We start from the raw sequence: 23,439 nt of genomic DNA on the forward strand, positions 1-23,439 counted from the left end.
CGGCTCAAATTTTTATTATATTTGAGCCGATTAGGTAAAATAATCGGCTCATGTTATACAACTGGCAGCAAGAAGACTGGCCCAAGTTCACGTATGATCTTTCCCTTGTGGAGGATATATTGTATGCTTTCGCTGAAAAAGGCGGAAGTGTAGGGGGGCTGTTTAGCGCATTGCCGGAAGAAATGCAGGATGAAGCCTTCTTAGACCTGATGGTAACAGAGGCGATGAAAACCTCCGAAATAGAAGGTGAATATCTCGGTCGCGAAGATATCATATCATCGATTCGCAATACGCTGGGCATCAGTCATTCCTTCCACGATGTGAAAGATAAGCGCGCAGAAGGAATCGGAGAATTAATGGTGCTGATAACGGAAACCTATCAGGAGCCTTTGTCGGAGGAAACTTTATTTGTCTGGCATGAAATGATCATGAAAGGAAGTCGCGGGGTAAATAAAGGCCAGTGGCGCGCACATACCGAACCCATGCAGGTGATCTCGGGGCCGGTTGGAAGGGAGAAAATTCATTTCGAAGCCCCACCTTCAGATCGGGTGCCGGAGGAAATGGCAAAATTTATTAAATGGTTTAATGATACCGCGCCCGGTGGTAGCCGGGAAATTACCAAACCCGCTGTGCGGTCTGCGGTTGCCCATGTGTATTTTGAAAGTATTCATCCTTTTGAAGATGGAAATGGCCGAATGGGGCGGGCGATTTCAGAAAAAGCATTATCACAGGGGATGGGTCGCTCTGCTTTGCTCAGCCTCTCCGGAGCAATTGAAGCTGAAAAAAAAGCTTATTATGAGGCAATTATGCAGGCACAGCGGTCCAACGAAATTACACCCTGGATCCGATATTTTGCCTCTGCAATCCTCGATGCACAACTGCGCGCTGAAAAACAAATTATGTTTATTCTCCATAAAGCCCGGTTTTTTGACCGGTATAAAACTCAGCTCAGCGAGCGACAGACGCAGGTTATCCGCAAAATGCTGGAGGCAGGTCCGGATGGGTTTGAAGGCGGTATGAATGCCCGGAAATATATCGCCATCACCCGATGCTCAAAAGCTACCGCTACACGTGATATGCAGGATCTGGTGGAGAAAGGTATTTTTATTCCAATTGGTGCCGGGCGCAATGCCCGTTACGAACTCAGGCTGCTTTAGCTAATGAATGGATTAGAGATCCGAACGTTTCCAATTTTCTGATTGTGCTGAAGATCTTCCGTATAAATAGTTGTGCAGTTTGCACTTTTTGCGGCACTGATAATCAGGCTATCCCAGAATGATAATTGATTCAAAATGTGGATGTCAATAGCGTCTGAAATCTGTGGAATATCAATTTTCACGGTTTCAAATTCGCTGAAATCCTGGATGATTTCTTTTACAGCCAATGCTGAAACCTGGTATTTTTTGATCATAACCGCTGCAAATTCGTTCAACACCTGAGTAGATAGAACGAAGGATTTCTTAGCCTTTTCTTTTATCAGGATATCCAGACATTTTTTCTGTTTATCCGGCTCATCCGAACTAAAACAATAGATGAGGAAATTGGTATCAAGAAAGACTTTTTCGGTCATAGATTTCTGATCGGTTCCACTTATTATCTTTGGTTTGAATGCGGATGTTGGATGTATGGCTGATCAGCTTTTGAACTGGATCATCAGATTCCCCAATTACATGTTTGCGGAGCAGGTTCCGGATAAATTCATTCAGGGAAGTACCGTGTCTGAGCGCATATTCTCTGCTTTTCTCCAGCAAATCCTCAGGAATTGATAAGGTAATATTTTTCATCACACGTATTATGTGCGCAAATGTACACATATTTATTCCCTAAAACAAAACTAACTATATCCACCTGTCCGGAACTAAACCCCTTACATCCAGTCCCGCGAGTCGGATTCTGACTTGTAAAGGACATAATCTCTGACCTGGCGGGCAAACGAAAGGCTGATATAAGGAATGCTAATATGGCCGGCGGCTGTGTAAAGCGCCAGTGAAGCCAGTTGGTACCTGCGTTGGTAAGGACTTTGGCTGATTTTTACAGCCTGGGTTTTGTACAAATGGACAAGGGTGTGTTTGGTACCAATAATTCCCGACCGGGTCATCAGCGTACCTTCATTGATCCACCACCGCCAGCGCATCTGAAATCTGCGGCTCAACAGCCATACAATTGGCACCCACAATAAAAACCATAATCCCTGCCAGTCTGCTTCGATCATTCGCGGAATCATAAACGCAATAGCCGGAAGAATCCCAAAATACAATACATGACGGCTGATAATCCGTGGGCTGATCGTATGTTCATTATAGTTTTGCCGTAACGCTCGTGGGAAATTGGTCGAAATGATTTCTTCCAACTGCGGCTCATAACAGCCGGGAATACTGATCGATCGCCGGATGCTGACTTCCATGCTGGAGGCCTGGTAGAGATTGACCGTAAAAAGCCCGAATATTTGTTTTAGCGGATCAGTAAACCAGCGTATAATCTGAATTTTCTGATGAGCAGCGGATTGTTCTTTGCGATTGAGCAGGCCTGCGATGATCTTAAACCCTTTTTCCGTTTGCCAGAGTTTGAGATTAAAATATTGAAGCGCGGTGCGAAACATGGAGACAACAAAGGCCGCTATTAACAATACAGAAACTGCGGCAAAAAACCACATCCAGCCATAAAGCATCTGGAAATTCACGATTTCCTCAGCGATATAGTTGTACGAATCTTCCTTTACATCATCAAAAAGCTGAAGCAGACCGAAGATCGATCCCAGCAAGACCAGGGCTGTACGAATATGATTCTGGCTGACGCCTACCTTCATCAGGTCAATCGGCCCCATGCTGAAAACCAGTTTGTCTGGCGTGCGGACCACGGGTATGGCAGCCATTTCCCCGTCGGATTCCCCTGACGTATCCGTAGATTCTTTGACGAGCGCTTCCTTCCTTTGCAAAATATAATTGCGGAGGGCTTCTGCATGTTCTCTGCTCAGTGCGTCAATATTGAGTTCTGATTTGGACGAGCCTGCGGTATCCACTTCCACGCTCACGACATTGAGAATCTGGTGGAGAATATTTTGGTTAAAATTGATGGTCTGTATGCGATCGAAGGGAATGTTGAGCCGTGTTTTTTGCAATACTCCTTTTTGTATGAGGAGCTCGTTTCCCTTGACATGAAAATAATAGTTGAAATAGGAAATCAGGGAAAGAACCAACTGGATAACCGAGATTACCAGCAGCGTACCAAAAAGATAGGCCATATAAGAATCTCCCCGGTTAAAAACGATAAAAATGACCAGTGGCCAGAACCGCCTGGCAGCCTGCCGGAGGAATTTGATCAGGATAAACGCAATCGCGAGCGGAGATTGCCGTTGCGGTGTATCCAGTGAAAAATTATTCATTTCCATCATGGACGATTTGACTTAGGATATAGTCCTTCATCTGTGTAGCCTTTTCCGGATCCAGTCCGGAGATTTCGAGGTCAGTACTTCCGCCTCCGGCTGTATATATTTTGAGGCTTGCCAGCCCAAACAGTTGTTCCAATGGTCCCCGGCTCACTTCACTGTGCTGAATCCGCTGGTAAGGAATGGTGGTAACACTTTGCCATATAAGTCCGGTGCGGTAAGTGATGTCTTTTTCCCGCATGCTGTATGATTTTTTCTTAAAAGCCATGGGTAAAATGATCATTTGAACCACCAGTAGCGTTGACCAGAGGATAAACCATATCATACCCGCAACCGGCGGTAAATCTGTAAAAAAGCTTACAATACCGGGAATAATCAGAAACGCCATGAAAGTCAGGGTGCCGATATACTGAACTTTCAGAAAGGCAGGATGAAGCGGGGTTTGGGGAGCATCTTCAACTGATGGCAAAGCCTCTAAAGTTACCGGCTGGTTTGTGAATAGTAGGGGTTCCATATCAAATCATTTGACCTAAAGATAAAGCAGAATTTCAGGAGTTGGAAATAATTCCTCACCTGGCCTGTTCGAAGCAGTTATTGCGAGTACTTCCTGATTAGCCCTTCACCGTAGGCTTTGTCTTCGTTCATGGCGTAAATAAGCGCATCCAGCGAGTCAAATTTTTTCTCCCCGCGCATCCATTCCAGCAACTCTATGCGGAGCGATTTTCCATAAATATCTCTGTCAAAATGGTAGATCCAAACCTCCTGCGAGCGTTCAAATTCGCCCATGGTGGGTTTTTTGCCGATACTCATCAATCCCCAAAACGATTCATTTTCACACAAAACCTTTACAAAATAGATCCCGTCGGCGGGGATAAGTTTGCGGGAATCTTCGGGTTGGATATTGGCAGTGGGAAAACCGAGCAGGCGCCCTTGCTTTTCTCCGTGGATCACTTCTCCTGCAAAAGTATAGGGATAACCCAAATACTGATTGGCGGAAGTGATATCGCCATCAGCCAGCGCTTTGCGTATTTTGGTACTGCTGATATTGGCGTTGTCTATGGTTTGGGCGGGAATTTCTTCGACCGAATAATTTCCTTCCTCTGCTAGTTCGAGCAGTTCTTCTATGCCGCCGGTCCGGTTTTTTCCAAAGTGGTGATCATAGCCAATGATGATTTTCCGGATACCAACGGTTTCGATAAGTATATCGCGGATAAAAGCTTTGGAGGGAATTCTGGAAAATTCTTTGGAAAAAGGGATGACCAAAAGTTTGTCTATCCCCATATTTGCCATCAGCCCGATCTTTTCATCGAGCGTTTGGAGCATGCGCAGAGGGTTATTTTCCGGGAAAAGGACGAGCCGGGGGTGCGGATGAAAGGTAATGACTACCGATTCGGCGTTTTCCTCTTTGGCTGCGGCTATCAGCCGGTTGAGTATTACCTTATGGCCAAGATGTACCCCGTCAAATGTGCCTATGGTTGCGACGTTCCGGTCCCCTTTTTTAAATGCTTCCAGCGATCTGTAAACTTCCATCGTCCAGTTATAAATTGCGGTTTTTTGTACTGAATTTTGCGGCAAAATCTCCGATTTCCCACGCGCCTTCCAGGCGATATGGGCCGATGGCCGTTCGTTTCAGCTCGCGAATATAGCCGCCAACTCCCAATACCTGCCCCAGGTCATGAATCAGCGAACGGATGTACGTGCCCTTGCTGCAACGAATCCGGGCCGCAAACAGTGGCGCTGCAGATTCTGTCTCCAGCAGGGAAAATTCGTAAATACTTACCTGCCGGGGTTTTAATTCGATTGACTGACCTGCCCGTGCAGCCTTGTATGCGCGTTTTCCATCAACTTTTACCGCAGAAAATATGGGCGGCATTTGTGTGATTTCTCCACGAAAGGCAGACAGTGCGGATTCTACATCTTCACGGGTGATATGGCTGGCGTCGGTGATATTTTCTTCGGGGTACTCTGCGTCGTAAGATGGGGTAGTGGCCCCCAGCTTAAATATTACCTCGTATTCTTTCTCTAAATCCTGCACCTGGTTGATTTGTTTGGTATGACGGCCGGTACAAATAATCAACAGACCGGTTGCCAGTGGATCCAGCGTGCCGGCATGGCCTACTTTTTTGGTTTTGACCGTATTGCGGACCTTACTGACCAGGTCAAATGATGTCCAGCCTTTGGGTTTATTAAATAGCAGGGTCTGTCCTTCTTCGAAATTCATTTCTATCACCAGGGGGCAGTTTTTATTTTTCTCCAAAAATACATGGATCACGGCGTAAGAACAAGGTATAAAAAATCTAAAACTGTTATGCATGCATAACATATTTTTTTTATATTAGCTGCTGAAAATGTATGCATGCATAACAAACACAGACGAGAAACCTTCGTAGAATATAAAATACCTAATTACTATGGATACTGTAACCAATAATCAAGCAATCAAAGGTGGCGAGTTTCTGATGCGGGAAACAGAAGCCCGGGATGTATTTATCCCAGAGTCATTTAGTGAAGAACAGCAGATGATGGCCGATGCCTGTCGCGATTTTGCTGAAGCTGAAATTTATCCTCATGTGGATCGGATGGACAGTCTGGAAGAAGGGTTTATGTCCTCATTACTCGAAAAAGCCGGGGAGCTGGGGCTATTGGCGATTACGGTTCCTGAAGAATATGGTGGTCTGGGCATGAGCTTTAATACTTCCATGCTGATCGCAGATGCGCTCGGCCCCACGGGTTCATTCTCCACGGCATATGGTGCCCATACGGGTATCGGCACACTCCCGATCCAGTATTATGGTTCAGAAGCGCAGAAGGCCCGTTACCTTCCCAAACTCGGTTCCGGGGAGTGGAAAGCCTCGTACTGCCTCACAGAGCCTGATTCGGGTTCGGATGCCAATAGCGGGAAAACCAAAGCGGTACTCAACGAAGCAGGCACCCATTATCTGATTACCGGCCAGAAAATGTGGATTTCCAATGCTGGTTTTGCCCACGTGTTTATTGTATTTGCCAAAATTGAAGATGATAAAAACCTCACAGCTTTTATCGTTGAAAAAGATTTTGGCGGCATCACCATGAATGACGAGGAGAAAAAAATGGGCATCAAAGGCTCTTCCACCCGTCAGGTATTTTTTAATGAGACTCCCGTTCCGGTAGAAAATATGCTCTCTGACCGTGGAAACGGTTTTAAAATCGCCGTTAATATCCTCAATATTGGTCGTATCAAACTGGGTGTTGGTGCTGTGGGTGGTGCCAAGGCGGTTGCTGCCCTGGCAGTTCGTTATGCCAATGAGCGTATTCAGTTTGGTCAGCCTATCGCCAACTTTGGGGCAATTCAGCACAAACTGGCTGAAATGGCCATCAAAACCTATGCATCGGAAGCTGCTTGTTACCGCGCCGGACAAAATATCGAAGACAAAATCAACGAACTGGTAGCCAATGGGCTTTCAAAGGAAAATGCTATTCTCAAAGGCCTGGAACAGTTTGCCATCGAATGTGCGATCCTGAAAGTACACGGTTCTGAAATTCTCGATTTTGTCGTGGACGAAGGGGTACAGGTATATGGAGGAATGGGTTTCTCTGCTGAAGCGCCTATGGAGCGCGCCTATCGCGATGCCCGTATCACCCGCATTTATGAGGGAACCAACGAAATCAACCGGATGTTGATCGTAGGCATGATCCTCAAACGCGCCATGACTGGCGAACTCAACCTGATGGGCCCGGCAATGGCAGTATTTAAAGAACTGACTTCATTGCCTGATTTTGGTGGAGATGACACCCGTCTGTTTGCCCCTGAGAAAAAAATCATTGCTAACCTCAAGAAGGGTTTATTGATGGTCGCCGGAAAAGCTGCACAAGATTTGGGCGGAAAACTCAATGACGAGCAGGAAATTCTGATGAACCTGGCCGATATGGCGATAGAGATTTACGCAGCAGAATCTGCCCTTCTGCGCAGTGAAAAACTCGTTACCATGCGGGGTGAAGCAGAAAGTCAGCATCAAATCAACCTTGCAAAGGTATATATTTACGAGGCAACGGATGTCGTGTACAGAGCCGGAAAAGAAGCGATTGCCGCATTTGCCAAAGACGATGACCAGAGCATGTTGCTGATGGGACTCAAACGTTTTACCCAGGCCCGCCTGGTAAATACAAAAGCCCTCCGCCGTGAAATTGCCGGCTATATGATCGAAAAAAACGGATATCCGTTCTAGGCTGGAACGATTTATAGAACCAAACTACACAACCTCTTCCGCAAGGGAGAGGTTTTTTTTGTTTCGGAATTATAAAGTAATTGCGACATAGAATAGGCATCGATCACAAAGAAACCGCAAATGAGGGAAAATCTGGGAAAATCTGCGTTTTACGTGTATTTGTTTGTCCTTGACAATGAGAGATAGGGTTCACGCAGAGTTTCGCAGAGTGCCACGCAAAGTAACGCAGAGGCTACTTTTTCCCCAATCTCAAGTATAATTATTCAAAAAATTTTCCAAATACTTCGATATATGGATCACGTTCCAATACAGTATAGAAAAAAAATGCACCAAGCCACCCGTGGAATACCCCCAGCACATACAGATTTTTTATTCTCAAATACACAATTGAGTAGAAAACAGCGAGAAGGCCTGTTCCGCCAATGAGGTACCAAAATGGGTAATGAACCATTGCAAATACAAGAGCGGTAATACCAACTATTGCAATTTTATGTAATCTCAATCCTTCCATATCCTGTAGATTTCCTGCAACCAACCCGATAATAAGGAATTGTTGAATGGTACCCCATATGGGATAAAGAATTAAAAGAGGAAGGATGTGCCATGTAACCATTAATGAATTTTGCAGAAAACCAATTACCCAAAATGCTGACAGTGCAATTATCCCAAAAGGAAGCACTAAAGAAAATGTACTGGATAGATTACTTCCGGTAAATCCCCAATATGTTAGAATTTTCTTATTCTGCTTGTATCTGAAGTAGACGTAAATGCCCCAGAACAGGCAAACAATTGTGATATAAAAAAATCGCCAGTTTAGCCAGTCCATAAAAACAAATTTCCCTGTTCCGGACACAATGACGGCGATAATCTCAAACCATCTTCTTTTGTCAGAAATTCCTACAGATAGTGATTCTGAATGATCCATACCTTTATTTTCTATGTTCATTTTTTGTAACTACTTAGGTACTCATAACACGTTGATTTTTTCATGTATTTGCCCGTAGGCAAACGTCGAATAGGCGTGCAAGGACGCGCCGATTGAGCGAAAAAAGAGGGGGGCGGCCGTTGGCTATAATAATATCACCCCTTCGGGGTTAGCTCTGCGAGCCGTTTCCCAGACCGCAGCAAAACTGAACGGTTTCTCAGGCCGGAGCAAAACTGAACGGTTTTTCGGGCCGGAGCAACGGTGAACGGTTTTTCGGGCCGCAGGCCTAACCCCGAAGGGGTGATATTATTATAGCCAACGGCATACCTCCCTCAAATCATTTCGGAGGCGCGTCTATGCACGCCCTTTGGACTGTTACCCAGTTTTCAATCTATCAAGAGAACGTAAGTAGTTACCATTTTTTATAACCGCGAGAAGTGCTAGTCTTTGTGACGTTCATATTTGACCTGAATTTCAAAAACAGCCTGGAGACCTATTTCTATTTTTTCCGGGTTAATACACTTATCAAATTCAGAAAAATTGATCTCATCATAATATCTGGTGGTTTTTTTCCTTTCTTCCTCTACAAATCTTTTCGATCCTGAACCATAATACTCCAGGCCAGAGGATTCAAAAGCCTGGTATCCTTTGTACCGCTGACTGGGGAATACAAATTGAAATTGTTCACTGAAAATCATTGCCTGATCTGATATTTTCAGGTTGGTAGCAAGCAGGTATAGCTTCTTCTTTTTCTCAATAATGGCAATAGCTTCATAAAACAGCTTTTCATAAACACCTTCTATATCATATAGTATATAATCCAGTTTTACTGCATCGTGAATATCATTTTGAGCCGCGAGGCTTATTAGTTGTTCTACTAATGCCAAAGAATCAAACCGGATAATAACATTTTTGTTAATTTCATATCCTTCTTTTTGCTGGGTTGCTGATTTTTTTTCAAGATCATAACCATAAATGGGATACTGGGCAACCACATCAATATAAATATCCCCTTCATTTATACCCAGGCGTTTGATATCATTCGTAAATGAATTAATTCTATTGTTAATCAATTCATTAGATTTTAATAGGGACTCGGCCTGTTGACTAAGACTGAAAGTGATTTTATAAGCGTCTGCTTCAAGATTCATCAGAATTCTTCCTGTAATAAGAAAAGTTGAATCTGAAACAGAAACTAAACGCTTATATGGTACGAATGAGTTGGATTCTACATTCGATTTACTTTTGGTGTTCCAATCTCTGGTCGGATTGTCAAGTATATCGGCAGTCATCATCTGGCCTTTAACTGTCGGCGATAAAAGAACTATGAATACCCAAATCTGGAGGATCCTTTTCATAATTATTATAATTAATATTCATATACAGTGACAGGGACTGGACTGCCGTGGAAGTGATTGGTATGTACAAAATATAACACCCCCGGACTTTTTACATCGAGGGAAACATTAAACGTATCGGCTTCCTGATACAGATAATGGCTGGCATCTGCGGTACGGTTGTTTCCATTGCGGTCGTAGGTACTTCGCATATAGGCGCGCATGCCCAGACGGAGATACGGAATTTTGTCCCAGTTCAAATAGGCATCGTTACCTATAGGAATAGTGGGAAGTTTTATTTCCTGAGAATACGCCGTATGGAAGCATAAGCCTAAAAATAAAACAGCGAAATAGCAGCGAAGGTTTAGTTTTCCCATGGATGGCAAGATAATATATACACAGCCAGGCTTTATAACCTGATTTTCAAGATACACATTGGTGGGAGAACTTTGCTGCTGTAGCGAAAAATTCCGGGTTAAAATACACTAAAGAACTTCCAGATTTCTTCGGCTATATCAAACTCCCCTTCCATTACAGGCCAATCGTGTTTGCCATTTTCCACAGTGTACATCCATACCTGATGCCCGATAGCAGAATGGATATATTTTTGGGTGATGACTGGTGTATCATTTTCGGGGATCAGGGTATCGGAGTCTGCGACGAGGCTACAATTGTTTCGGGCGATATGAAATTGCAGGTTCTCTTCCACAGAAAGATAGGGCCCGTACCCTTGTTTGTCCGCCATATCTCCTTCCCACCAGGTAATAGGATCGGCGTTTCCGTTTGTCATAAAAACAGGGATCGGGGATGATTGGGCACAGGAGTCAAAAATGCCTTTCATCATACATCCTGCAACCGGTGCAACGGCTTTGAATATATCGGATGCCTGGCAAGCCAGCATATTGCACATATCTCCGCCATTGGACATCCCTGTGGCGAAGGTGCGGGTTTTGCTGAAACGGTATTCACTTTGCAGGTGTAATGCGAGGGTGGAGAGAAAGCTGACATCATCCACCTCCATATTTTGGTGAAAGGAATAGCCCACTTGCCAGAAGGTATTTTTGCTGCTGTCTGTAAGTCCCTGCGGATAACAAACTGCAAAGCCATACTTATCGGCAAGGGTGTTCATGCCTGTACTCTCCATCATATTGCGGGCATTGTCGGTGTAGCCGTGAAGCACAAAAACAAGTGGCGCATCTGCCTTCAGAGATTCTGGAAGATAGAGGTAAAATGTTCTTTCGCGGTGATCGATGGTCATCGCGGAATGGATCAGGTTCTGATTTTCCGCAAGCGGTTTTTTGCAAGCCGTTGAAAACAGGCTCAGGATTGAGAGGAAGCCGAGGATGAGGGCATTTGGGCGGAGAGGAGACTTCATGGAGTATGGTTTTTTTCAAAAATAGTTTTTAAAATTTTCCTCCCTACTCCAAAAATCTATATTTTCCCTTTTTCCATCCCTTATCCTGTATCATGCGGTTAATTTTTCTTTCGATTCTGCTGGCCCTGATTCTGCCCATTTCTGCTTACGCTCAAAGTAAAAATGGCCAGCCCAATATTCTTTGGCTCATAGGCGAGGATCTCGGCCCTGAACTCAGCTGCTACGGTCATCCGGAAGTACAAACACCTAACCTCGATCGTCTTGCCGCCTCCGGCGTGCGGTATTTGCATGCGTTTTCCACCGCGCCGGTTTGCTCGCCCAGTCGCTCGGCTTTTATGACAGGCATGTACCAGACCAGCATTGGCGCGCACAACCACCGCTCACACCGCGATGATGGCTATACCCTGCCCGAAGGCGTAAAAGTCATAACGGACCGACTTCGGGATGCGCAATATTTTACCGCTAATATCCGCGATATCTCCGGCGACCCGTCAGAAAAATTTTTTCGGGGAACAGGCAAAACCGACTGGAATTTCTCCTACACCGGCAAACCTTTTGATTCGGATAAATGGGCCGACCTTAAAGGCAATCAGCCTTTTTACGCGCAGATCAACTTCTCCGAAACTCACCGCGGCACCGACTGGAACGAAGCGCATCTGCATATTGACAAGCCGGCTGATCCCGAAAAAGTGGTTTTCCCGCCCTATTATCCTGACCATCCGGAAGTGAGAAAAGACTGGGCACAATACCTGAATGCCGCCATGGCCCTCGACAAAAAGATCGGTTATGTGCTTCGCAAACTGGAAGAAGACGGGCTCGCCGATAATACGGTGATTATTTTTATGGGAGACCACGGCCGCGCCATGATACGGGGCAAACAATGGCCTTACGAAAGTGGGCTTTCTATTCCCCTGATTATTTCCTGGCCACAAAACCGCAATTTTCCGCTGCCAGCGGGTTTTGTACCGGGCTCTGTCAACGACCAACTCGTGCAAACGATCGATATTTCTGCAACTACGCTTGACATTGCCGGTATTACGCCTCCGCTCATCATGCAGGGGCGGGTGATCTTTGGGGTGAATGCGGCGCCTCCCCGGCAGTTTGCCTTTGGGGGACGCGACCGCTGCGACGAAACGGTGGACCGGATTCGCACCGTGCGGGACAGCCGGTTTCGCTATATACGAAATTTTTATCCCGAAAGGCCTTTCTTTCAGCTCAACCGCTACAAGGAACATCAGTATCCGGTAATCAAGCTCATGCGCGGTCTGTATGCTGAAGGTAAGCTCACACCGGATCAGGCTTATTTGTTTAACCCTACCCGCCCGGCTGAGGAATTGTACGACCTGCAAACCGACCCTTACGAAATTCACAACCTCGCTGGGGATCTGCTTTACCGGCAAAAACTCGAAGAATTGCGGTCTGTCCTTGATGCCTGGGTTGCCGAAACCAATGATCAGGGACGAATACCTGAGCCACCCGAAATTCCCGCTTACTGGGAAGAGCAGGCGAAAAAAAATCACGAGAAAAAGTAGAGAATAACTGATGGCTGAAAATCAGGTTAACGTTGTCCCGAGACTATATAAACGGTCTTCACGTTAAACTGCTCTATGTCTGTGCAGCCAATCAGCATCTCAAGATCACCGGCAATATCCTTCGAGTAATCCCAGCCGGTAGCGTTTGAGTAAACATAGGCGAGCAACGGGTTCAATACCTGCCATATTCCGGATGGAAGCTTCGCCTCTAAAAGCGATATTTTTTTGCCTTCTTTGAGGAGGTTAAGCGCCTTTTTGAGCGCTTCTTTGTGGTTGGGAACCGCGCTGAAACCAAAGGTGGAAAGGATGCCGTCTGCCTGTATATCCAAAGACAAACGGGCAGCGTCTGTCTGAACAAAAGTGATATTGTGCCAATGGTTTTTTGCGGCTTTTTTTCTGGAAGCGTTGAGCATATCGGAGGAATAGTCAACGGCGATGATTTTACCCAGAGGTCCGACTGCCTTGTATAGGAAGGGCAAATTTAACCCCGAACCACAGGCAATGTCTATCACGGTATCTCCGGGTTTTAGCTGTAAGGTTTGTACCGCCAGTTTCCGCAGGAAAGGATCTCGCCCAAACAGTGTGACAATGCTGACGATTTTGTATAAAAATGGATATCGCCCCCAAACACGATATACTTTTTCGATGTGATTGAGGGCGAATTTCATAATAGAGGAGATTGCTTTGAATGGAGTAAATGCTAGAGATGATAATTCAACCCCGCTTCCAGCGCAAAATACAAAATACCTCCATTGTAATTGGGAACTGCGTACATAACCTGCGGTTTAATAAAAATCCCCACAGGAATATTTCTTTTTATACTTAAGTCTTTGCCAAAAGTGAGGGAATAATTGGTGACGAAATAATTATATCCCGCATGAATTTTGCCAATTTCTCCGTCAGCATGGATTTCGTACACATGAGGAACCTGTGTTCTCATATATCCTACGCCAATGCCAACCGCCTTATAGTTTCCTTTTCCGTTTTGCCGGGAAAAACCCATCTCTGGTAAAACAAAAATACCCGTCTGATAATCCCTGTGATAAAAAACACCTGCGGAAGGGCTGATTTCAAATGCTGTCAGAATGGATTTTTCCTTGCCTTTGTTGTTTATCCGCGATTTTTCCCAGCTTTTGACAGGGTAGGTAAGGCCAACTTTAAGCCCTGGATGAGTGGCTAGTTCTCCAAGGTAGGAGATATTGATGGTAGCGGGTTTGAGATTCTGGGCGTGGAGGATGCCCGCTGTTGTCATGAATACTCCAACAGCCAGTAATAATTTTATTAATATTTTCATTGGATGAACTGATTGATGAGGTTATATAATTCTTCTGGCTGATGGGTAAATATTTCGTGGCCGGCTTTGTCTATAATCTGTATCTGCTTAAGAGGGGAGGTGATTTGGTTGAATGTATAAGTTAATTCTTCGGGAACGCAGATATCATCAAATCTTCCCGTAACCAATAGCAATGCCTGATGGTCAATGGTCGGCAACTGGTTGATCAGCTGATACGCTTCCTCTTCAGCGAGGATACGGGTGCCCAGGCCCCCTTCCTTATAATCATGGCGAAGGTATGCAGGGAAAGGATTGTAAGGCGAACTGAAAATCTTTAAGTATTCGCTGAATTTTATTGTCTTTTCGCCATAGTAGGAGTAAATCAATTCTTCTACGTAAGCATTCCACTGGTTCATCAACTGATAAGGATTGGCTCCGGGAAGTTTTTCAATCACCGGGGTTTCCTCCAGCCATTGTAATACTTCATTCCATCTGCTGACATTATTACCCCGGGAAATTTCCAGGTTTGCGCTATTAAGAAGGAATTCTCGTCTGAATTGCCAGCGTAGTTGTTCGCCATTTATATCTGTAGTTACAGGACCGTTTAGTGAGATATACTTTTTCGGAATGCCGGTTCTACCATACTCAACCATATATCGCAGGGTCAACCCACCGCCAAAGCTATGGCCCATTAAAATGATCTCCGCATCATAGGCTTTTTCCAAAAAGGCAGCGACTACGTGAATATCCTGCACGTAAGTGACCAGGATGCTGTCTCCCAGAGAAAAGTTCCCCTGTTGATTTCCCGTCCCTCTTTGTTCATAATATGCGATGGCATAGTCTTTTTCAAGCGTGTTTTTCCAGCCGGGGTAATCGATAGTTGCAAAGTCCATCGTATTGCCTGCCGGGCCTCCCTGTACATACAGGATGATTTTTTTGCTGGCGGTATTTCCTCTGATCCATACAGGGATGAGGAAGTCTCCATTTTTTACGTGGAAGGTATCGTTTGCACTTTGGCTGATCTGAAACTCTTCCTTTGAGCAGGAAGAGGATACAAAAATCCATAAGGAAACGATAACCATAACAATTCTGTTTGGTTTCATTTTGATGCTGATTTTGATGTTGGAGGTACAGCAGATCGTGTCAACTATCTGCTGTGTGATAGAACATAAATACAAGCACCACCATCCAATGGTTGCGCTGACTTTTGTAAATTTTTAAAAGGTGATTTCTTGCCGTACTAAAAATATTCTACCAATTGATTTTGACAGTTTGTCCAGCTTTGAGTGTCAGGTCTTTCTGAGTGGTTCCATAAATCAGCCTGACTTTGCTGTCTTTTTTTGCCGAAACACTCAGTTTTTTCAGCATTTTATTTTCCCATTCGAAGGCAAGCTCATATCCACCGCGGGCGCAGAGGCCTTTAGCAGAACCTGTCTCCCAGGCATCGGGCAGCGCAGGCAGGAGCCGGATTTCCGTTTCGTTTGATTGTACCAGCATTTCCACAACCGCCGCCGCGCCGCCAAAATTTCCGTCAATCTGAAAGGGAGGGTGTGCGTCGAATAAGTTGGGATAGGTGCCGCCGCCCCGTACATAGTCAGTTTTTACTCCGTCGGGCTCTACGTAATGCAGCAATTCCCGGTACATTTTATAGGCGCGGTTTCCGTCCCAAAGTCTTGCCCAAAGATTGATCCGCCATCCTTTAGACCAGCCGGTAGTCTCATCGCCTTTGATTTCCAGTGTTGTGCGGCAGGCGTCAGCCAGTTCTTTTGTTTTTTGGGGAGTTATCTGGTGCCCGGGGAAAAGTCCAAAAAGATGTGACTGATGACGGTGTTGGGGCTCTGCATCTTCCCAGTCATAGTACCATTCCTGTAGATTGCCTTTTTTGCCAATGGCGTAGGGGTGGAGTTTTTCGAGTGCGGTTTCCAGGCTGGCCCGAAAGTCTTCATCGATTTCCAATACCTGTGATGCCCTGATGGTCTGCTGAAAACACTCTCTGATCATGGCAAGATCAGCTGTAGCACCATATAATGTTGCGCCTTTGTAGCCGTCGGATGTGATATAGACATTTTCCGGAGAGGTGGAGGGCGACGTAATCAATCTTCCTTCTTTATCTTCTACCAGCCATTCGAGGCAAAACTGAGCGGCTCCCTTCATGATCGGATACCCTTTGGAGCGGAGGAAATCTGTGTTTTGAGTAAACATATAATGTTCCCACATATGGGTACTCAACCATGTCCCGCCCATATTCCAGTTTGCCCATACGGGATCTCCTTTGCCAAAATCACCTACCGGATTGCTCATGGCCCAGATATCCGAGTTGTGACAGGCAACCCAGCCACCGACGCCATAAAATGTTTTGGCGGTAATTTTTCCGGTTTCTGCGATATGCTCAATGAAGCTCAGCATAGGTTGATGCATCTCAGAGAGATTGGCATTTTCGGCCAGCCAGTAATTTTCTTCTGCATTGATATTGATGGTATAGTTGCTGCTCCACGGTGGGCGCAGGTGTGGATTCCATATTCCCTGCAGATTGGCGGGTACGCCGGGGGTGCGCGAACTGGCAATCAGCAGATACCGTCCATATTGGAAATATAATATCTCAAGATTTTTGTCTTCTTCACCTTTGGCATACCGTCTGAGTCTTTCGTCGGTTGGAAGGTTGGGCGCAGCTGTCTCTCCCAGTTGAAGTTGGACGCGGCTGAAAAAGGATTGGTAATCTTTCAGATGCGCTTTTTTCAGTTGCTGATAGGTTTTGGCGGAGGCTGCTGTCAATTGCTGTAAAGCGAGTGCGTGATGGTCTTTTCCTTCTGTCACCGGGTTTTTGTCGTACCCGTTGAAACTGGTTGCAAGGGATACCAGTATAGTCGCTTCGCTTCCATTTTCAAAGGAAAGGCTGCTCTCGGTAGTTGTTACCGGGCCATCGGCATGTGTAACTGCAAATAAAGCGGTAAATCTCGTTCCCTTATTTTCATCAAAAACTATGGCATTGGGCATATTGCCGCGATAGCTGGGTTCTGCATGAATGGGCGCATAACCGGTTGCTTCGAATGTTTTGCCTGAGGCAGTGGTCTTGTACTTAAGCAAACTTTCAAAATCAAGGGAGAAGTTTAATGATCCCTTTTTGCTGCTTTTCATGTGAATAACCATCACCTGGTCTGGGTAAGAGACAAAATATTCCCGCTGAAACCCGATCCCGTCAGCCTGATATGTGACACGCGAAATCGCCTCATGGATATCCAGTTCTCTGTAATAATTTTGCGGAGCATCATGGTGTTTGGTGTGAATAAACATCGTACCTAGCGGGGCATAGGACTGCGAAAATGATCCCTGCAGTTTCCTGTTGAGCGAATCAGCGAGCCGGTAATTTTCATTTCGCAGTGCTTCTCTGATCGCCGGAACATAGGTATGGGCGTCAGGGTTCATATTCGGGTTTACCGGTTCGCCTGACCAAAGCGTGGCGTCGTTTAAATAGATTTTGTCGGACTCCACGCCGCCAAAAACCGAAGCGCCTGTTTTTCCATTTCCCAATACCAGTGTTTCTTCAAAGTATTCGGCTGGCTGGTTGTACCACAGGATATGGTCAGATTGTGCGTTGGCACTGATTCCGCCTGAAAATGAGATGGATAGTAATAGAATAGTAGCCCTGAATTTCATATCGTAAAGATTATTCCTGAATTCAACTTACATATTTCTCAAATAAATCATCGATTACTGCATCCGGATTTTCGCAGAGTCCGGGGTGAATTTTTGAGCTTTGAATGATGGTGCTGCGGGTAGCCGCAAGCCAGCGAAAGCGACTGGGCTGGTCCAACTGGGCGATTTGGCCTCCTTCTTTGCTGCCTGCGGAAATAAGTTCCCAGGTTTTCAGATAGTCGGCCACTTCCTGCAGGTCGAGGTGAGGCGCAAATGCGCGGATTTTGTTTTCGTCAATATGGTATTTTACCCGGAGGTATTTCTTTCTTTTACAGAAAAGAATCACTCCGACATTGATAAATTCTTCGCGCTCGACTTTCGGTACGAGGCGGATAAATGCATATTCAAAAACCTGTTTTTCTTGCATTTGCGGCCTCCTCGGTTAGTCTGTCAATATTGGCGAGTTTTGTGGTTAAAAACTCGGTATAAACATTTTTTCTTTCTTCGGGTGAATAGCTCTCTTCTGTCAACCAGTCGTCGGGAATGACAGAGACAATGCCCCGGATCGTTTCTTCCGTGACAGAATTTTTAATTTCTTCTTTTGCCTGTTCGAGCTTAGTCGCCCTGATCATGAGCACATGATCTTTGATAGAGGGGAAAGTACTGTTGGCGTAGTCCCGCCATTTTTCCCAGGCATGATGGAAATACAGACTGGCTCCGTGATCGATGAGCCAGAGCTCTTTGTTCCAGTTGAGCATATTGGTGTTGCGCCATGTGCGGTCCACATTGGTAATCATGCTGTCGAGAAGTACGACTTTTGACGCAGAAAGTTCATCCGCAACGGATACAATCGGGTCATAGGTAATGGCTCCGGAAAGGTAATGCAGGCCAAGATTCAACCCCGTGCTGAATTTCAGCAGGTCCTGGATTTCTTCGTCTGGTTCTGTTGCGCTGAAGGAAGCATCGAGATTCATAAAAACCAGTTCGGGTACTTTCAGTCCCATGGCCCGGGCGAGTTCGCCGCCAATCAATTCTGCAATCAGCGCTTTTTTGCCTTGCCCTGCACCGCGGAACTTCATCACATACAGAAAATCGTCATCTGCTTCAACGATTGCAGGCAGTGAGCCTCCCTCACGAAGGGGGGTTACATAGCGGATAACGTTTACCGTTCGAATTTCTGGTTTATTCATTGACCCGGATTTGTTTCAAAATTACAGAAGAAACGGGAGAATATCCTCTGATTTCTGCCTATCTGGAAATGGAGGTATTTTGGAAGGCAGTATAAGATGATATTCTCCCGGTCAAATCTCTCCGGATCGTTGCTGAAACTACAAAAGGGTTTTATTGACTAAGCCGAACCCCCAGTCGTAATGCGAGGTGGTTTTTGTTGCCGAAGTTTTGCGCTTCATCGGGCTGGTTGGTCAGCCCTTGTCCGTAGTTGACACTGAAAACCACCTTTTCCAGGGCATATCCCAGCATGGCATTCACGCCCAGTGTGAATCTTCCTTCCTGGTCGGGCGCGCCGAGCGCATAGCCGGAGTTTTGTGTGTCAGCAGCGATGGTTACGGTTCGTGTGCCTGACATACCCACCCAAAATGAAGGGCCTGCACCTACAAAAAAACCTTTATCTTCTCCAGCTGTATAGACGAGCTGAACGGGAACCTCCAGATAGTTTACTACCATTCTGGTAAATTCGGTTTCGTCCAGTTCGTCTTTCCATGTTTTGTTTAACCAGTTGATCGCCGGCTGAACCGAGAGATTTTCCGCTATTTCCACATTGTAAAACACGCCAACCGTAAAGCCCTTTGCGCCGCCTAGTTTGTCCAGCCCATCAGCCGTAGGAAAAGATTCTCCAAATACACCTACCATACCGCCCTGAACGCCTATTTGGGCATGCGCCAAGTGCAGCGTAAACAAATAAACCAGTGCTGTGATTATCAATTGCTTTTTCATAAAAATACATTTTGAATGGTTAGAATACCGGCTGAAAAATTAAGCCGGAAACAGCCATAGACACATCACCAGATGTGGGGATATTCTGGTATTTCCGAAGGAAAACGGAGGACGTGGGTTCTATTAGAGGAGAAGTTGTCAGGAATAATGTTAATCTGTGTATCGCTTCAGCTTATACTCCAGAGAAGTTTTTACCGCGTTCCATTCGCTGTTTAATATGGAAAAAACGACGGTGTCTCTGTAATTGCCTTTGCTGTCAATCAGGTGATTTCGCAGTACCCCATCCTGTTTTGCGCCCAGGGAGGCAATCGCATTGCGTGAGGGCGTATTGTGCCAGTGGGTTCTGAATTCAACGGCAATACAGCCCAGTTTTTCGAAGGCATATTGAAGCAGGAGGTATTTGCACTCTTTGTTTACGCCGGTTTTCTGATAGGACTTTGCATACCATGTGGTGCCGATTTCGAGTCGGTGGTTGACGGTGTCGGCATTCATATAACGGGTAGAGCCAATTACTTTTCCCGATTTTATATCGATCACTGCAAAGGGAAGAGATTTTTCCTGCTCGTACTCAGTCAAAGCCTTATGGACATATTTTTCCGTACCCGCCGCATCTGGTACGGATGTGTACCACAGCTCCCAGAGGTTTCCGTCTTTCGCTGCTTCAATAAGACCGGGAATATGTTCCGTTCCCAGTGGTTCCAGGCGAACGAAATTCCCGGATAGTGTGATTTTATTCAGCCACCTTTGCATGAGGTTATTCAAAAATAATATACTTCCGATCTACCTCATCTGTGAGCCAGACCATATTTTCGGAAAGATAAAATCTGAATCCGTCTTTGACCATTTGCCCGCAATTAATTTTAAGAATTACCGGTTTTCCATGGCGGGAACCCACTTTTGTGGCTGTTTCTTTGTCAATGGACAAATGCACATGCTGTCGGCTCATCTTCTTCAGCCCTTCTTTCCGAATTACTTCCAGATTGCTGGTAGCGGTTCCGTGGTAAAGGATTTCGGGTGGAATTTGTTCCTCCAGCGCCAGGTCAACGGAAACGGAGTGCCCCTGATTTGCCCGGATGCGGTTTTGTTCTATATCCAGTTTAAACCGCTGCTTATCATTGGTTTCCACGATTTCTTTCAGCTCTTCGAAAGTGATTTCTTTTCCGCCGGTCTTCATTTTTTCGAGCAGTTCATCCACATCTGCCCAGCCGTTCTGATCGAGATTCAGATTAATTACTTCAGGTTTATGCCGCAACACAAGACTCAAAAACCTGCTCACACCTTTTGTTTTCATTATTTCAGGTTGAATATATTTTCTGCCTGATATACTTAAGCGCCGGGCCAAAGGTTTCTATTCCATGCCCGACATTTTCAAAAATGTGTATGTCCCTGAGTGATTTGATGTATGTACGGGCATTTTCCACAGATTTTTGGAAAGGGAAAAGCAAATCTTTATCTCCCTCAAGAAGAAAGGTATCTACCTTCACCGAAGACAATTCTTCTCCCATATAATAGGGTTTCTGGGTACGGTCTTTATACCTTTTGAGGGCAAACACTTCGTAGTCCACAATGAGTTTTTCCGCAACCGGAGAAAGCTGGTGATGGGGTTTGGAGAATACTGCTTTATCCAGAAATTTCAGCACATTCTTATCTGTAGGGCTGATGATGGGCAGAAGGTTGTAATACAGATTTTTCCATTTAAGGGAAAAGGGCTGAAGGCAACCCGGATTCAGTAGAAAAATGCTTTTTATCCTTTGCGGACTGACCATTGCCAGCTTCATACAAATCAGCCCGCCAAATGAGGCTCCGGCTATATAACTCTCACCAGCCGCCAACTGAGTCATTACCTCATCTGCCCAGAAGCCATAATCCTCCGACTTAATATCGGGTGTAGCTCCATCACTCAAATTGGGGAGGCCATTGGTTTCGATGAGGAAAATGCGAAGATCTTTTCCCAGATGGTCAAGATTCCGGTCAAAATCCCAGAAAAGTGCAGAGGTACGGGCGCCGGGAAAAATGACCAGGGTTTCCCTAAAGTCATCCCGGGTATTGATTCCCCAGACATGGGTATTGCCGAGTTTTGTCTGAACGGAATATCGCTCGTATTTTCTATTATTGGCCTGTTCCAGCCTGTTTACCCAGTTTTCAAATGTTTGTTTGTCCTGGTCAGGGCTTTTGAAAAATGAAGTTGCTTTGATTTTCATGTGGGGTTACGATCTTGATTATCAGACGTATCAAATTAATAGAAAATCCGCAACAGTTGTTACAGCCCAAACTCTCGTTGAATCATTTGCGCGACTTCTTCCGGAGCTATATGGGTATTATCAATTTTAAATATCCTTTTATCGGGAAATTCTCCTTCCAGTGAAAACATCCGGTATTCCTGCTCTGAATGTAGCAGTGATCGCTCTGACATCTCCAGATTATTTTTTGATTCCTTGTGACTCAGCCGGTGCGGATGGCGGTTTCTTATCAGCCTGACATCGAGATCAGCGCTCAGTTCGACAATAAAGACTTCGGGGTTACGGTCGGCAAAAACGGCGATCATCTCGTTTATGTATTCCTCATCTTCTTTCATATCAAATGCCCAGACCATGGTAAAAATCAATCCGGGCAAATCACTCCGGGCGATCTCACGGAAGATGGAAAACCTGATTTCTTTATCGAGTCTTGTGAGATGAGGGGTTCCAAAGTCAAAAAACTTGTTGACAAGTTCCAGCGACATGTGGTTGTGAAACAACTTCAGGCCGGTCAATTTCTCCAGTTCCTGCCCGACGGTCATTTTTCCTACTGCCGGTGGCCCTGCAATGATTACCAGTTTCATCAAATAAAATTTATTTTACAGGCATATACGCAGTTTGTCATTCAATGGGTATAAAGAAATCCACGATACACTTGCCTTCAGGGTGCTCCCGGAAATTGTTGTAAAAAATCTCAAATGGGTTTCTGTCGGCTTTTTTATACCCGTTTTCATTCATCCACATAAACAGCCCTGTCCAGGCTTTCTCAAATTCATCCAGTGTAATTTCATAGCTGCCGGCTATACATTTTCCTGATTCTATGGTCGTCAGTCCGATTTCGCCACTTGTCTTTTCCGGTTGATCCAAAACCATACAGGCACTGATTCTCACCTTATCAGGGTGGGTAATTTTGAAACTGTCGTGGTAAATGGTTACCATCCTGACTCCGGGTTTGTCAAGCAATCCTTTGGGCGTCGCCCAGCGCAGGAGTGTATGGTAGGCATTTTCCACATTCAGGTGGCCGATACAGGAAACATAAGCCAGATTCATGGCAGGGACTTCCCTGACTTCAATTTTTGCGTTCATCTTTGTCCAGATTTTAATGTTTTCGATGACACAAATATATTGTTCAATGCTGGGGTAGGCTTGTCCATTCTTGCTTTCGATTTGCCTGATCTTGCTAAACCTGTGTGGGTTCTGGTTTCTGAATGCAGTGGGACTTACGCCATAGAATTTTTTAAAAGCCCGCGTAAATGCCGAATTGCTGCTGAACCCATTTTGAAGCGCAATTTCTGTAACGGGTATGTTTTTTCTATGAAAAAGCCATGAAGCAGCTTTTTCGAGCCTGTGGCGGGTTACGTATTCATTCAGGGTTTCTCCCGTCATTGTTTTAAATATCCGGTGAAAGTGAAAAGGAGAGAAACAGGCAACCTGGGAAACCGCTTCGAGCGAGAGATCACCATCGGGATTCTGGTCAATAAACTGAAAAACTTTGTTGATCCTGCTGATATAATCTTCCTGCATTTCGGTTTCCTGAGGTGTCATTTGCTGGTTTAGTTTATGAATTATTTTCGGATGAGCCTA

The 23,439-nt window shown here is 45.3% G+C and carries 25 protein-coding genes; 3 read left to right on the plus strand and 22 right to left on the minus strand.

The features are described from left to right. Nucleotides 1-50: 50 nt before the first annotated feature. On the plus strand, nucleotides 51-1,157 hold the full coding sequence (locus R3D00_08810) for a Fic family protein (protein ID MEZ4773270.1): 1,107 nt from the start codon (nucleotides 51-53) through the stop codon (nucleotides 1,155-1,157). Here the strand turns inward: R3D00_08810 and R3D00_08815 are convergent. The 6 genes from R3D00_08815 to truB form a co-directional block, all read right to left on the minus strand. After that, nucleotides 1,154-1,570, minus strand: a complete 417-nt coding sequence (locus R3D00_08815) for a PIN domain-containing protein (protein ID MEZ4773271.1) — start codon at nucleotides 1,568-1,570, stop codon at nucleotides 1,154-1,156. The genes R3D00_08810 and R3D00_08815 overlap by 4 nt on opposite strands. After that, nucleotides 1,548-1,784, minus strand: a complete 237-nt coding sequence (locus R3D00_08820; GenBank protein ID MEZ4773272.1) for a DUF6364 family protein — start codon at nucleotides 1,782-1,784, stop codon at nucleotides 1,548-1,550. Before R3D00_08820 ends, R3D00_08815 begins: the two co-directional genes overlap by 23 nt. 83 nt (nucleotides 1,785-1,867) lie before the next feature. After that, nucleotides 1,868-3,382, minus strand: coding sequence for a PH domain-containing protein (locus R3D00_08825; protein ID MEZ4773273.1), 1,515 nt, complete (start codon nucleotides 3,380-3,382; stop codon nucleotides 1,868-1,870). Continuing rightward, complete coding sequence (locus R3D00_08830) at nucleotides 3,375-3,899, minus strand: PH domain-containing protein (GenBank protein MEZ4773274.1); 525 nt, start codon at nucleotides 3,897-3,899, stop codon at nucleotides 3,375-3,377. Before R3D00_08830 ends, R3D00_08825 begins: the two co-directional genes overlap by 8 nt. A gap of 77 nt (nucleotides 3,900-3,976) precedes the next feature. Beyond that, nucleotides 3,977-4,915, minus strand: a complete 939-nt coding sequence (locus R3D00_08835) for a bifunctional riboflavin kinase/FAD synthetase (protein ID MEZ4773275.1) — start codon at nucleotides 4,913-4,915, stop codon at nucleotides 3,977-3,979. A 7-nt stretch (nucleotides 4,916-4,922) separates the two neighbouring features. Then, complete coding sequence (gene truB, locus R3D00_08840) at nucleotides 4,923-5,606, minus strand: tRNA pseudouridine(55) synthase TruB (GenBank protein MEZ4773276.1); 684 nt, start codon at nucleotides 5,604-5,606, stop codon at nucleotides 4,923-4,925. A 190-nt stretch (nucleotides 5,607-5,796) separates the two neighbouring features. Between truB and R3D00_08845 the strand changes: the two genes are divergently transcribed. After that, nucleotides 5,797-7,590, plus strand: a complete 1,794-nt coding sequence (locus tag R3D00_08845; GenBank protein ID MEZ4773277.1) for an acyl-CoA dehydrogenase family protein — start codon at nucleotides 5,797-5,799, stop codon at nucleotides 7,588-7,590. 259 nt (nucleotides 7,591-7,849) lie between these two features. On the opposite strand, the gene R3D00_08850 is transcribed toward R3D00_08845, so the two are convergent. The 4 genes from R3D00_08850 to R3D00_08865 all read right to left on the minus strand — a co-directional run bounded on the left by R3D00_08850 (nucleotide 7,850) and on the right by R3D00_08865 (nucleotide 11,227). Beyond that, the gene (locus R3D00_08850; GenBank protein MEZ4773278.1) at nucleotides 7,850-8,536 is read right to left on the minus strand and encodes a hypothetical protein; all 687 of its coding nucleotides are present in this window, start codon (nucleotides 8,534-8,536) and stop codon (nucleotides 7,850-7,852) included. Between the two features lie 419 nt (nucleotides 8,537-8,955). Then, entirely contained in the window at nucleotides 8,956-9,873 is a 918-nt protein-coding gene (locus R3D00_08855; protein MEZ4773279.1) for an SIMPL domain-containing protein, read from the minus strand. An 11-nt stretch (nucleotides 9,874-9,884) separates the two neighbouring features. Beyond that, nucleotides 9,885-10,229, minus strand: coding sequence for a hypothetical protein (locus tag R3D00_08860; protein ID MEZ4773280.1), 345 nt, complete (start codon nucleotides 10,227-10,229; stop codon nucleotides 9,885-9,887). A gap of 98 nt (nucleotides 10,230-10,327) precedes the next feature. After that, a complete protein-coding gene (locus tag R3D00_08865) occupies nucleotides 10,328-11,227 on the minus strand; it encodes a PHB depolymerase family esterase (protein ID MEZ4773281.1) in 900 nt (299 codons plus the stop codon). A 92-nt stretch (nucleotides 11,228-11,319) separates the two neighbouring features. Between R3D00_08865 and R3D00_08870 the strand changes: the two genes are divergently transcribed. Continuing rightward, nucleotides 11,320-12,759, plus strand: coding sequence for a sulfatase (locus tag R3D00_08870; GenBank protein MEZ4773282.1), 1,440 nt, complete (start codon nucleotides 11,320-11,322; stop codon nucleotides 12,757-12,759). Between the two features lie 26 nt (nucleotides 12,760-12,785). On the opposite strand, the gene R3D00_08875 is transcribed toward R3D00_08870, so the two are convergent. The 12 genes from R3D00_08875 to R3D00_08930 form a co-directional block, all read right to left on the minus strand. Further along, complete coding sequence (locus R3D00_08875) at nucleotides 12,786-13,427, minus strand: class I SAM-dependent methyltransferase (protein ID MEZ4773283.1); 642 nt, start codon at nucleotides 13,425-13,427, stop codon at nucleotides 12,786-12,788. 32 nt (nucleotides 13,428-13,459) lie between these two features. Further along, entirely contained in the window at nucleotides 13,460-14,053 is a 594-nt protein-coding gene (locus R3D00_08880; protein ID MEZ4773284.1) for a hypothetical protein, read from the minus strand. After that, nucleotides 14,050-15,135, minus strand: a complete 1,086-nt coding sequence (locus tag R3D00_08885; GenBank protein MEZ4773285.1) for an alpha/beta hydrolase — start codon at nucleotides 15,133-15,135, stop codon at nucleotides 14,050-14,052. The genes R3D00_08880 and R3D00_08885 overlap by 4 nt, the downstream gene beginning before the upstream one ends. A gap of 148 nt (nucleotides 15,136-15,283) precedes the next feature. Further along, on the minus strand, nucleotides 15,284-17,686 hold the full coding sequence (locus R3D00_08890; GenBank protein ID MEZ4773286.1) for a glycoside hydrolase family 95 protein: 2,403 nt from the start codon (nucleotides 17,684-17,686) through the stop codon (nucleotides 15,284-15,286). A 22-nt stretch (nucleotides 17,687-17,708) separates the two neighbouring features. After that, the gene (locus tag R3D00_08895; protein ID MEZ4773287.1) at nucleotides 17,709-18,092 is read right to left on the minus strand and encodes a DUF3037 domain-containing protein; all 384 of its coding nucleotides are present in this window, start codon (nucleotides 18,090-18,092) and stop codon (nucleotides 17,709-17,711) included. Next, complete coding sequence (locus R3D00_08900; GenBank protein MEZ4773288.1) at nucleotides 18,070-18,855, minus strand: HipA family kinase; 786 nt, start codon at nucleotides 18,853-18,855, stop codon at nucleotides 18,070-18,072. Before R3D00_08900 ends, R3D00_08895 begins: the two co-directional genes overlap by 23 nt. Nucleotides 18,856-19,006: 151 nt before the next feature. Beyond that, nucleotides 19,007-19,618, minus strand: coding sequence for an outer membrane beta-barrel protein (locus R3D00_08905; protein MEZ4773289.1), 612 nt, complete (start codon nucleotides 19,616-19,618; stop codon nucleotides 19,007-19,009). Nucleotides 19,619-19,768: 150 nt separating this feature from the next. Continuing rightward, nucleotides 19,769-20,368 carry a GNAT family protein gene (locus R3D00_08910; GenBank protein ID MEZ4773290.1) on the minus strand — a complete coding sequence of 200 codons (600 nt, stop codon included), beginning with the start codon at nucleotides 20,366-20,368 and terminating at the stop codon, nucleotides 19,769-19,771. A 4-nt stretch (nucleotides 20,369-20,372) separates the two neighbouring features. Next, entirely contained in the window at nucleotides 20,373-20,909 is a 537-nt protein-coding gene (locus tag R3D00_08915; protein MEZ4773291.1) for an RNA 2'-phosphotransferase, read from the minus strand. A gap of 4 nt (nucleotides 20,910-20,913) precedes the next feature. Further along, nucleotides 20,914-21,819: an alpha/beta hydrolase gene (locus R3D00_08920; GenBank protein MEZ4773292.1), complete on the minus strand. Its 906-nt coding sequence runs from the start codon at nucleotides 21,817-21,819 to the stop codon at nucleotides 20,914-20,916. Nucleotides 21,820-21,878: 59 nt separating this feature from the next. Beyond that, entirely contained in the window at nucleotides 21,879-22,439 is a 561-nt protein-coding gene (locus R3D00_08925) for an AAA family ATPase (protein ID MEZ4773293.1), read from the minus strand. Nucleotides 22,440-22,476: 37 nt separating this feature from the next. Continuing rightward, on the minus strand, nucleotides 22,477-23,400 hold the full coding sequence (locus R3D00_08930) for a helix-turn-helix domain-containing protein (protein MEZ4773294.1): 924 nt from the start codon (nucleotides 23,398-23,400) through the stop codon (nucleotides 22,477-22,479). Nucleotides 23,401-23,439: the final 39 nt, after the last annotated feature.

It is taken from the genome of Bacteroidia bacterium (assembly GCA_041391665.1).
Classification (GTDB): domain Bacteria; phylum Bacteroidota; class Bacteroidia; order J057; family J057; genus JAGQVA01.

Bases quoted from the DNA above. Each gene is read 5' to 3' on its own strand.
- R3D00_08885 (MEZ4773285.1), bottom strand. From the start codon at position 15,135: ATGAAACCAAACAGAATTGTTATGGTTATCGTTTCCTTATGGATTTTT.
- R3D00_08880 (MEZ4773284.1), bottom strand. From the start codon at position 14,053: ATGAAAATATTAATAAAATTATTACTGGCTGTTGGAGTATTCATGACA.
- R3D00_08865 (MEZ4773281.1), bottom strand. From the start codon at position 11,227: ATGAAGTCTCCTCTCCGCCCAAATGCCCTCATCCTCGGCTTCCTCTCA.
- R3D00_08815 (MEZ4773271.1), bottom strand. From the start codon at position 1,570: ATGACCGAAAAAGTCTTTCTTGATACCAATTTCCTCATCTATTGTTTT.
- R3D00_08835 (MEZ4773275.1), bottom strand. From the start codon at position 4,915: ATGGAAGTTTACAGATCGCTGGAAGCATTTAAAAAAGGGGACCGGAAC.
- R3D00_08930 (MEZ4773294.1), bottom strand. From the start codon at position 23,400: ATGACACCTCAGGAAACCGAAATGCAGGAAGATTATATCAGCAGGATC.
- R3D00_08915 (MEZ4773291.1), bottom strand. From the start codon at position 20,909: ATGAAAACAAAAGGTGTGAGCAGGTTTTTGAGTCTTGTGTTGCGGCAT.
- R3D00_08910 (MEZ4773290.1), bottom strand. From the start codon at position 20,368: ATGCAAAGGTGGCTGAATAAAATCACACTATCCGGGAATTTCGTTCGC.
- R3D00_08870 (MEZ4773282.1), top strand. From the start codon at position 11,320: ATGCGGTTAATTTTTCTTTCGATTCTGCTGGCCCTGATTCTGCCCATT.
- R3D00_08850 (MEZ4773278.1), bottom strand. From the start codon at position 8,536: ATGAACATAGAAAATAAAGGTATGGATCATTCAGAATCACTATCTGTA.
- R3D00_08890 (MEZ4773286.1), bottom strand. From the start codon at position 17,686: ATGAAATTCAGGGCTACTATTCTATTACTATCCATCTCATTTTCAGGC.
- R3D00_08830 (MEZ4773274.1), bottom strand. From the start codon at position 3,899: ATGGAACCCCTACTATTCACAAACCAGCCGGTAACTTTAGAGGCTTTG.
- R3D00_08895 (MEZ4773287.1), bottom strand. From the start codon at position 18,092: ATGCAAGAAAAACAGGTTTTTGAATATGCATTTATCCGCCTCGTACCG.
- R3D00_08810 (MEZ4773270.1), top strand. From the start codon at position 51: ATGTTATACAACTGGCAGCAAGAAGACTGGCCCAAGTTCACGTATGAT.
- R3D00_08855 (MEZ4773279.1), bottom strand. From the start codon at position 9,873: ATGAAAAGGATCCTCCAGATTTGGGTATTCATAGTTCTTTTATCGCCG.
- R3D00_08900 (MEZ4773288.1), bottom strand. From the start codon at position 18,855: ATGAATAAACCAGAAATTCGAACGGTAAACGTTATCCGCTATGTAACC.
- truB (MEZ4773276.1), bottom strand. From the start codon at position 5,606: ATGAATTTCGAAGAAGGACAGACCCTGCTATTTAATAAACCCAAAGGC.
- R3D00_08860 (MEZ4773280.1), bottom strand. From the start codon at position 10,229: ATGGGAAAACTAAACCTTCGCTGCTATTTCGCTGTTTTATTTTTAGGC.
- R3D00_08825 (MEZ4773273.1), bottom strand. From the start codon at position 3,382: ATGAATAATTTTTCACTGGATACACCGCAACGGCAATCTCCGCTCGCG.
- R3D00_08905 (MEZ4773289.1), bottom strand. From the start codon at position 19,618: ATGAAAAAGCAATTGATAATCACAGCACTGGTTTATTTGTTTACGCTG.
- R3D00_08845 (MEZ4773277.1), top strand. From the start codon at position 5,797: ATGGATACTGTAACCAATAATCAAGCAATCAAAGGTGGCGAGTTTCTG.
- R3D00_08920 (MEZ4773292.1), bottom strand. From the start codon at position 21,819: ATGAAAATCAAAGCAACTTCATTTTTCAAAAGCCCTGACCAGGACAAA.
- R3D00_08925 (MEZ4773293.1), bottom strand. From the start codon at position 22,439: ATGAAACTGGTAATCATTGCAGGGCCACCGGCAGTAGGAAAAATGACC.
- R3D00_08875 (MEZ4773283.1), bottom strand. From the start codon at position 13,427: ATGAAATTCGCCCTCAATCACATCGAAAAAGTATATCGTGTTTGGGGG.
- R3D00_08820 (MEZ4773272.1), bottom strand. From the start codon at position 1,784: ATGAAAAATATTACCTTATCAATTCCTGAGGATTTGCTGGAGAAAAGC.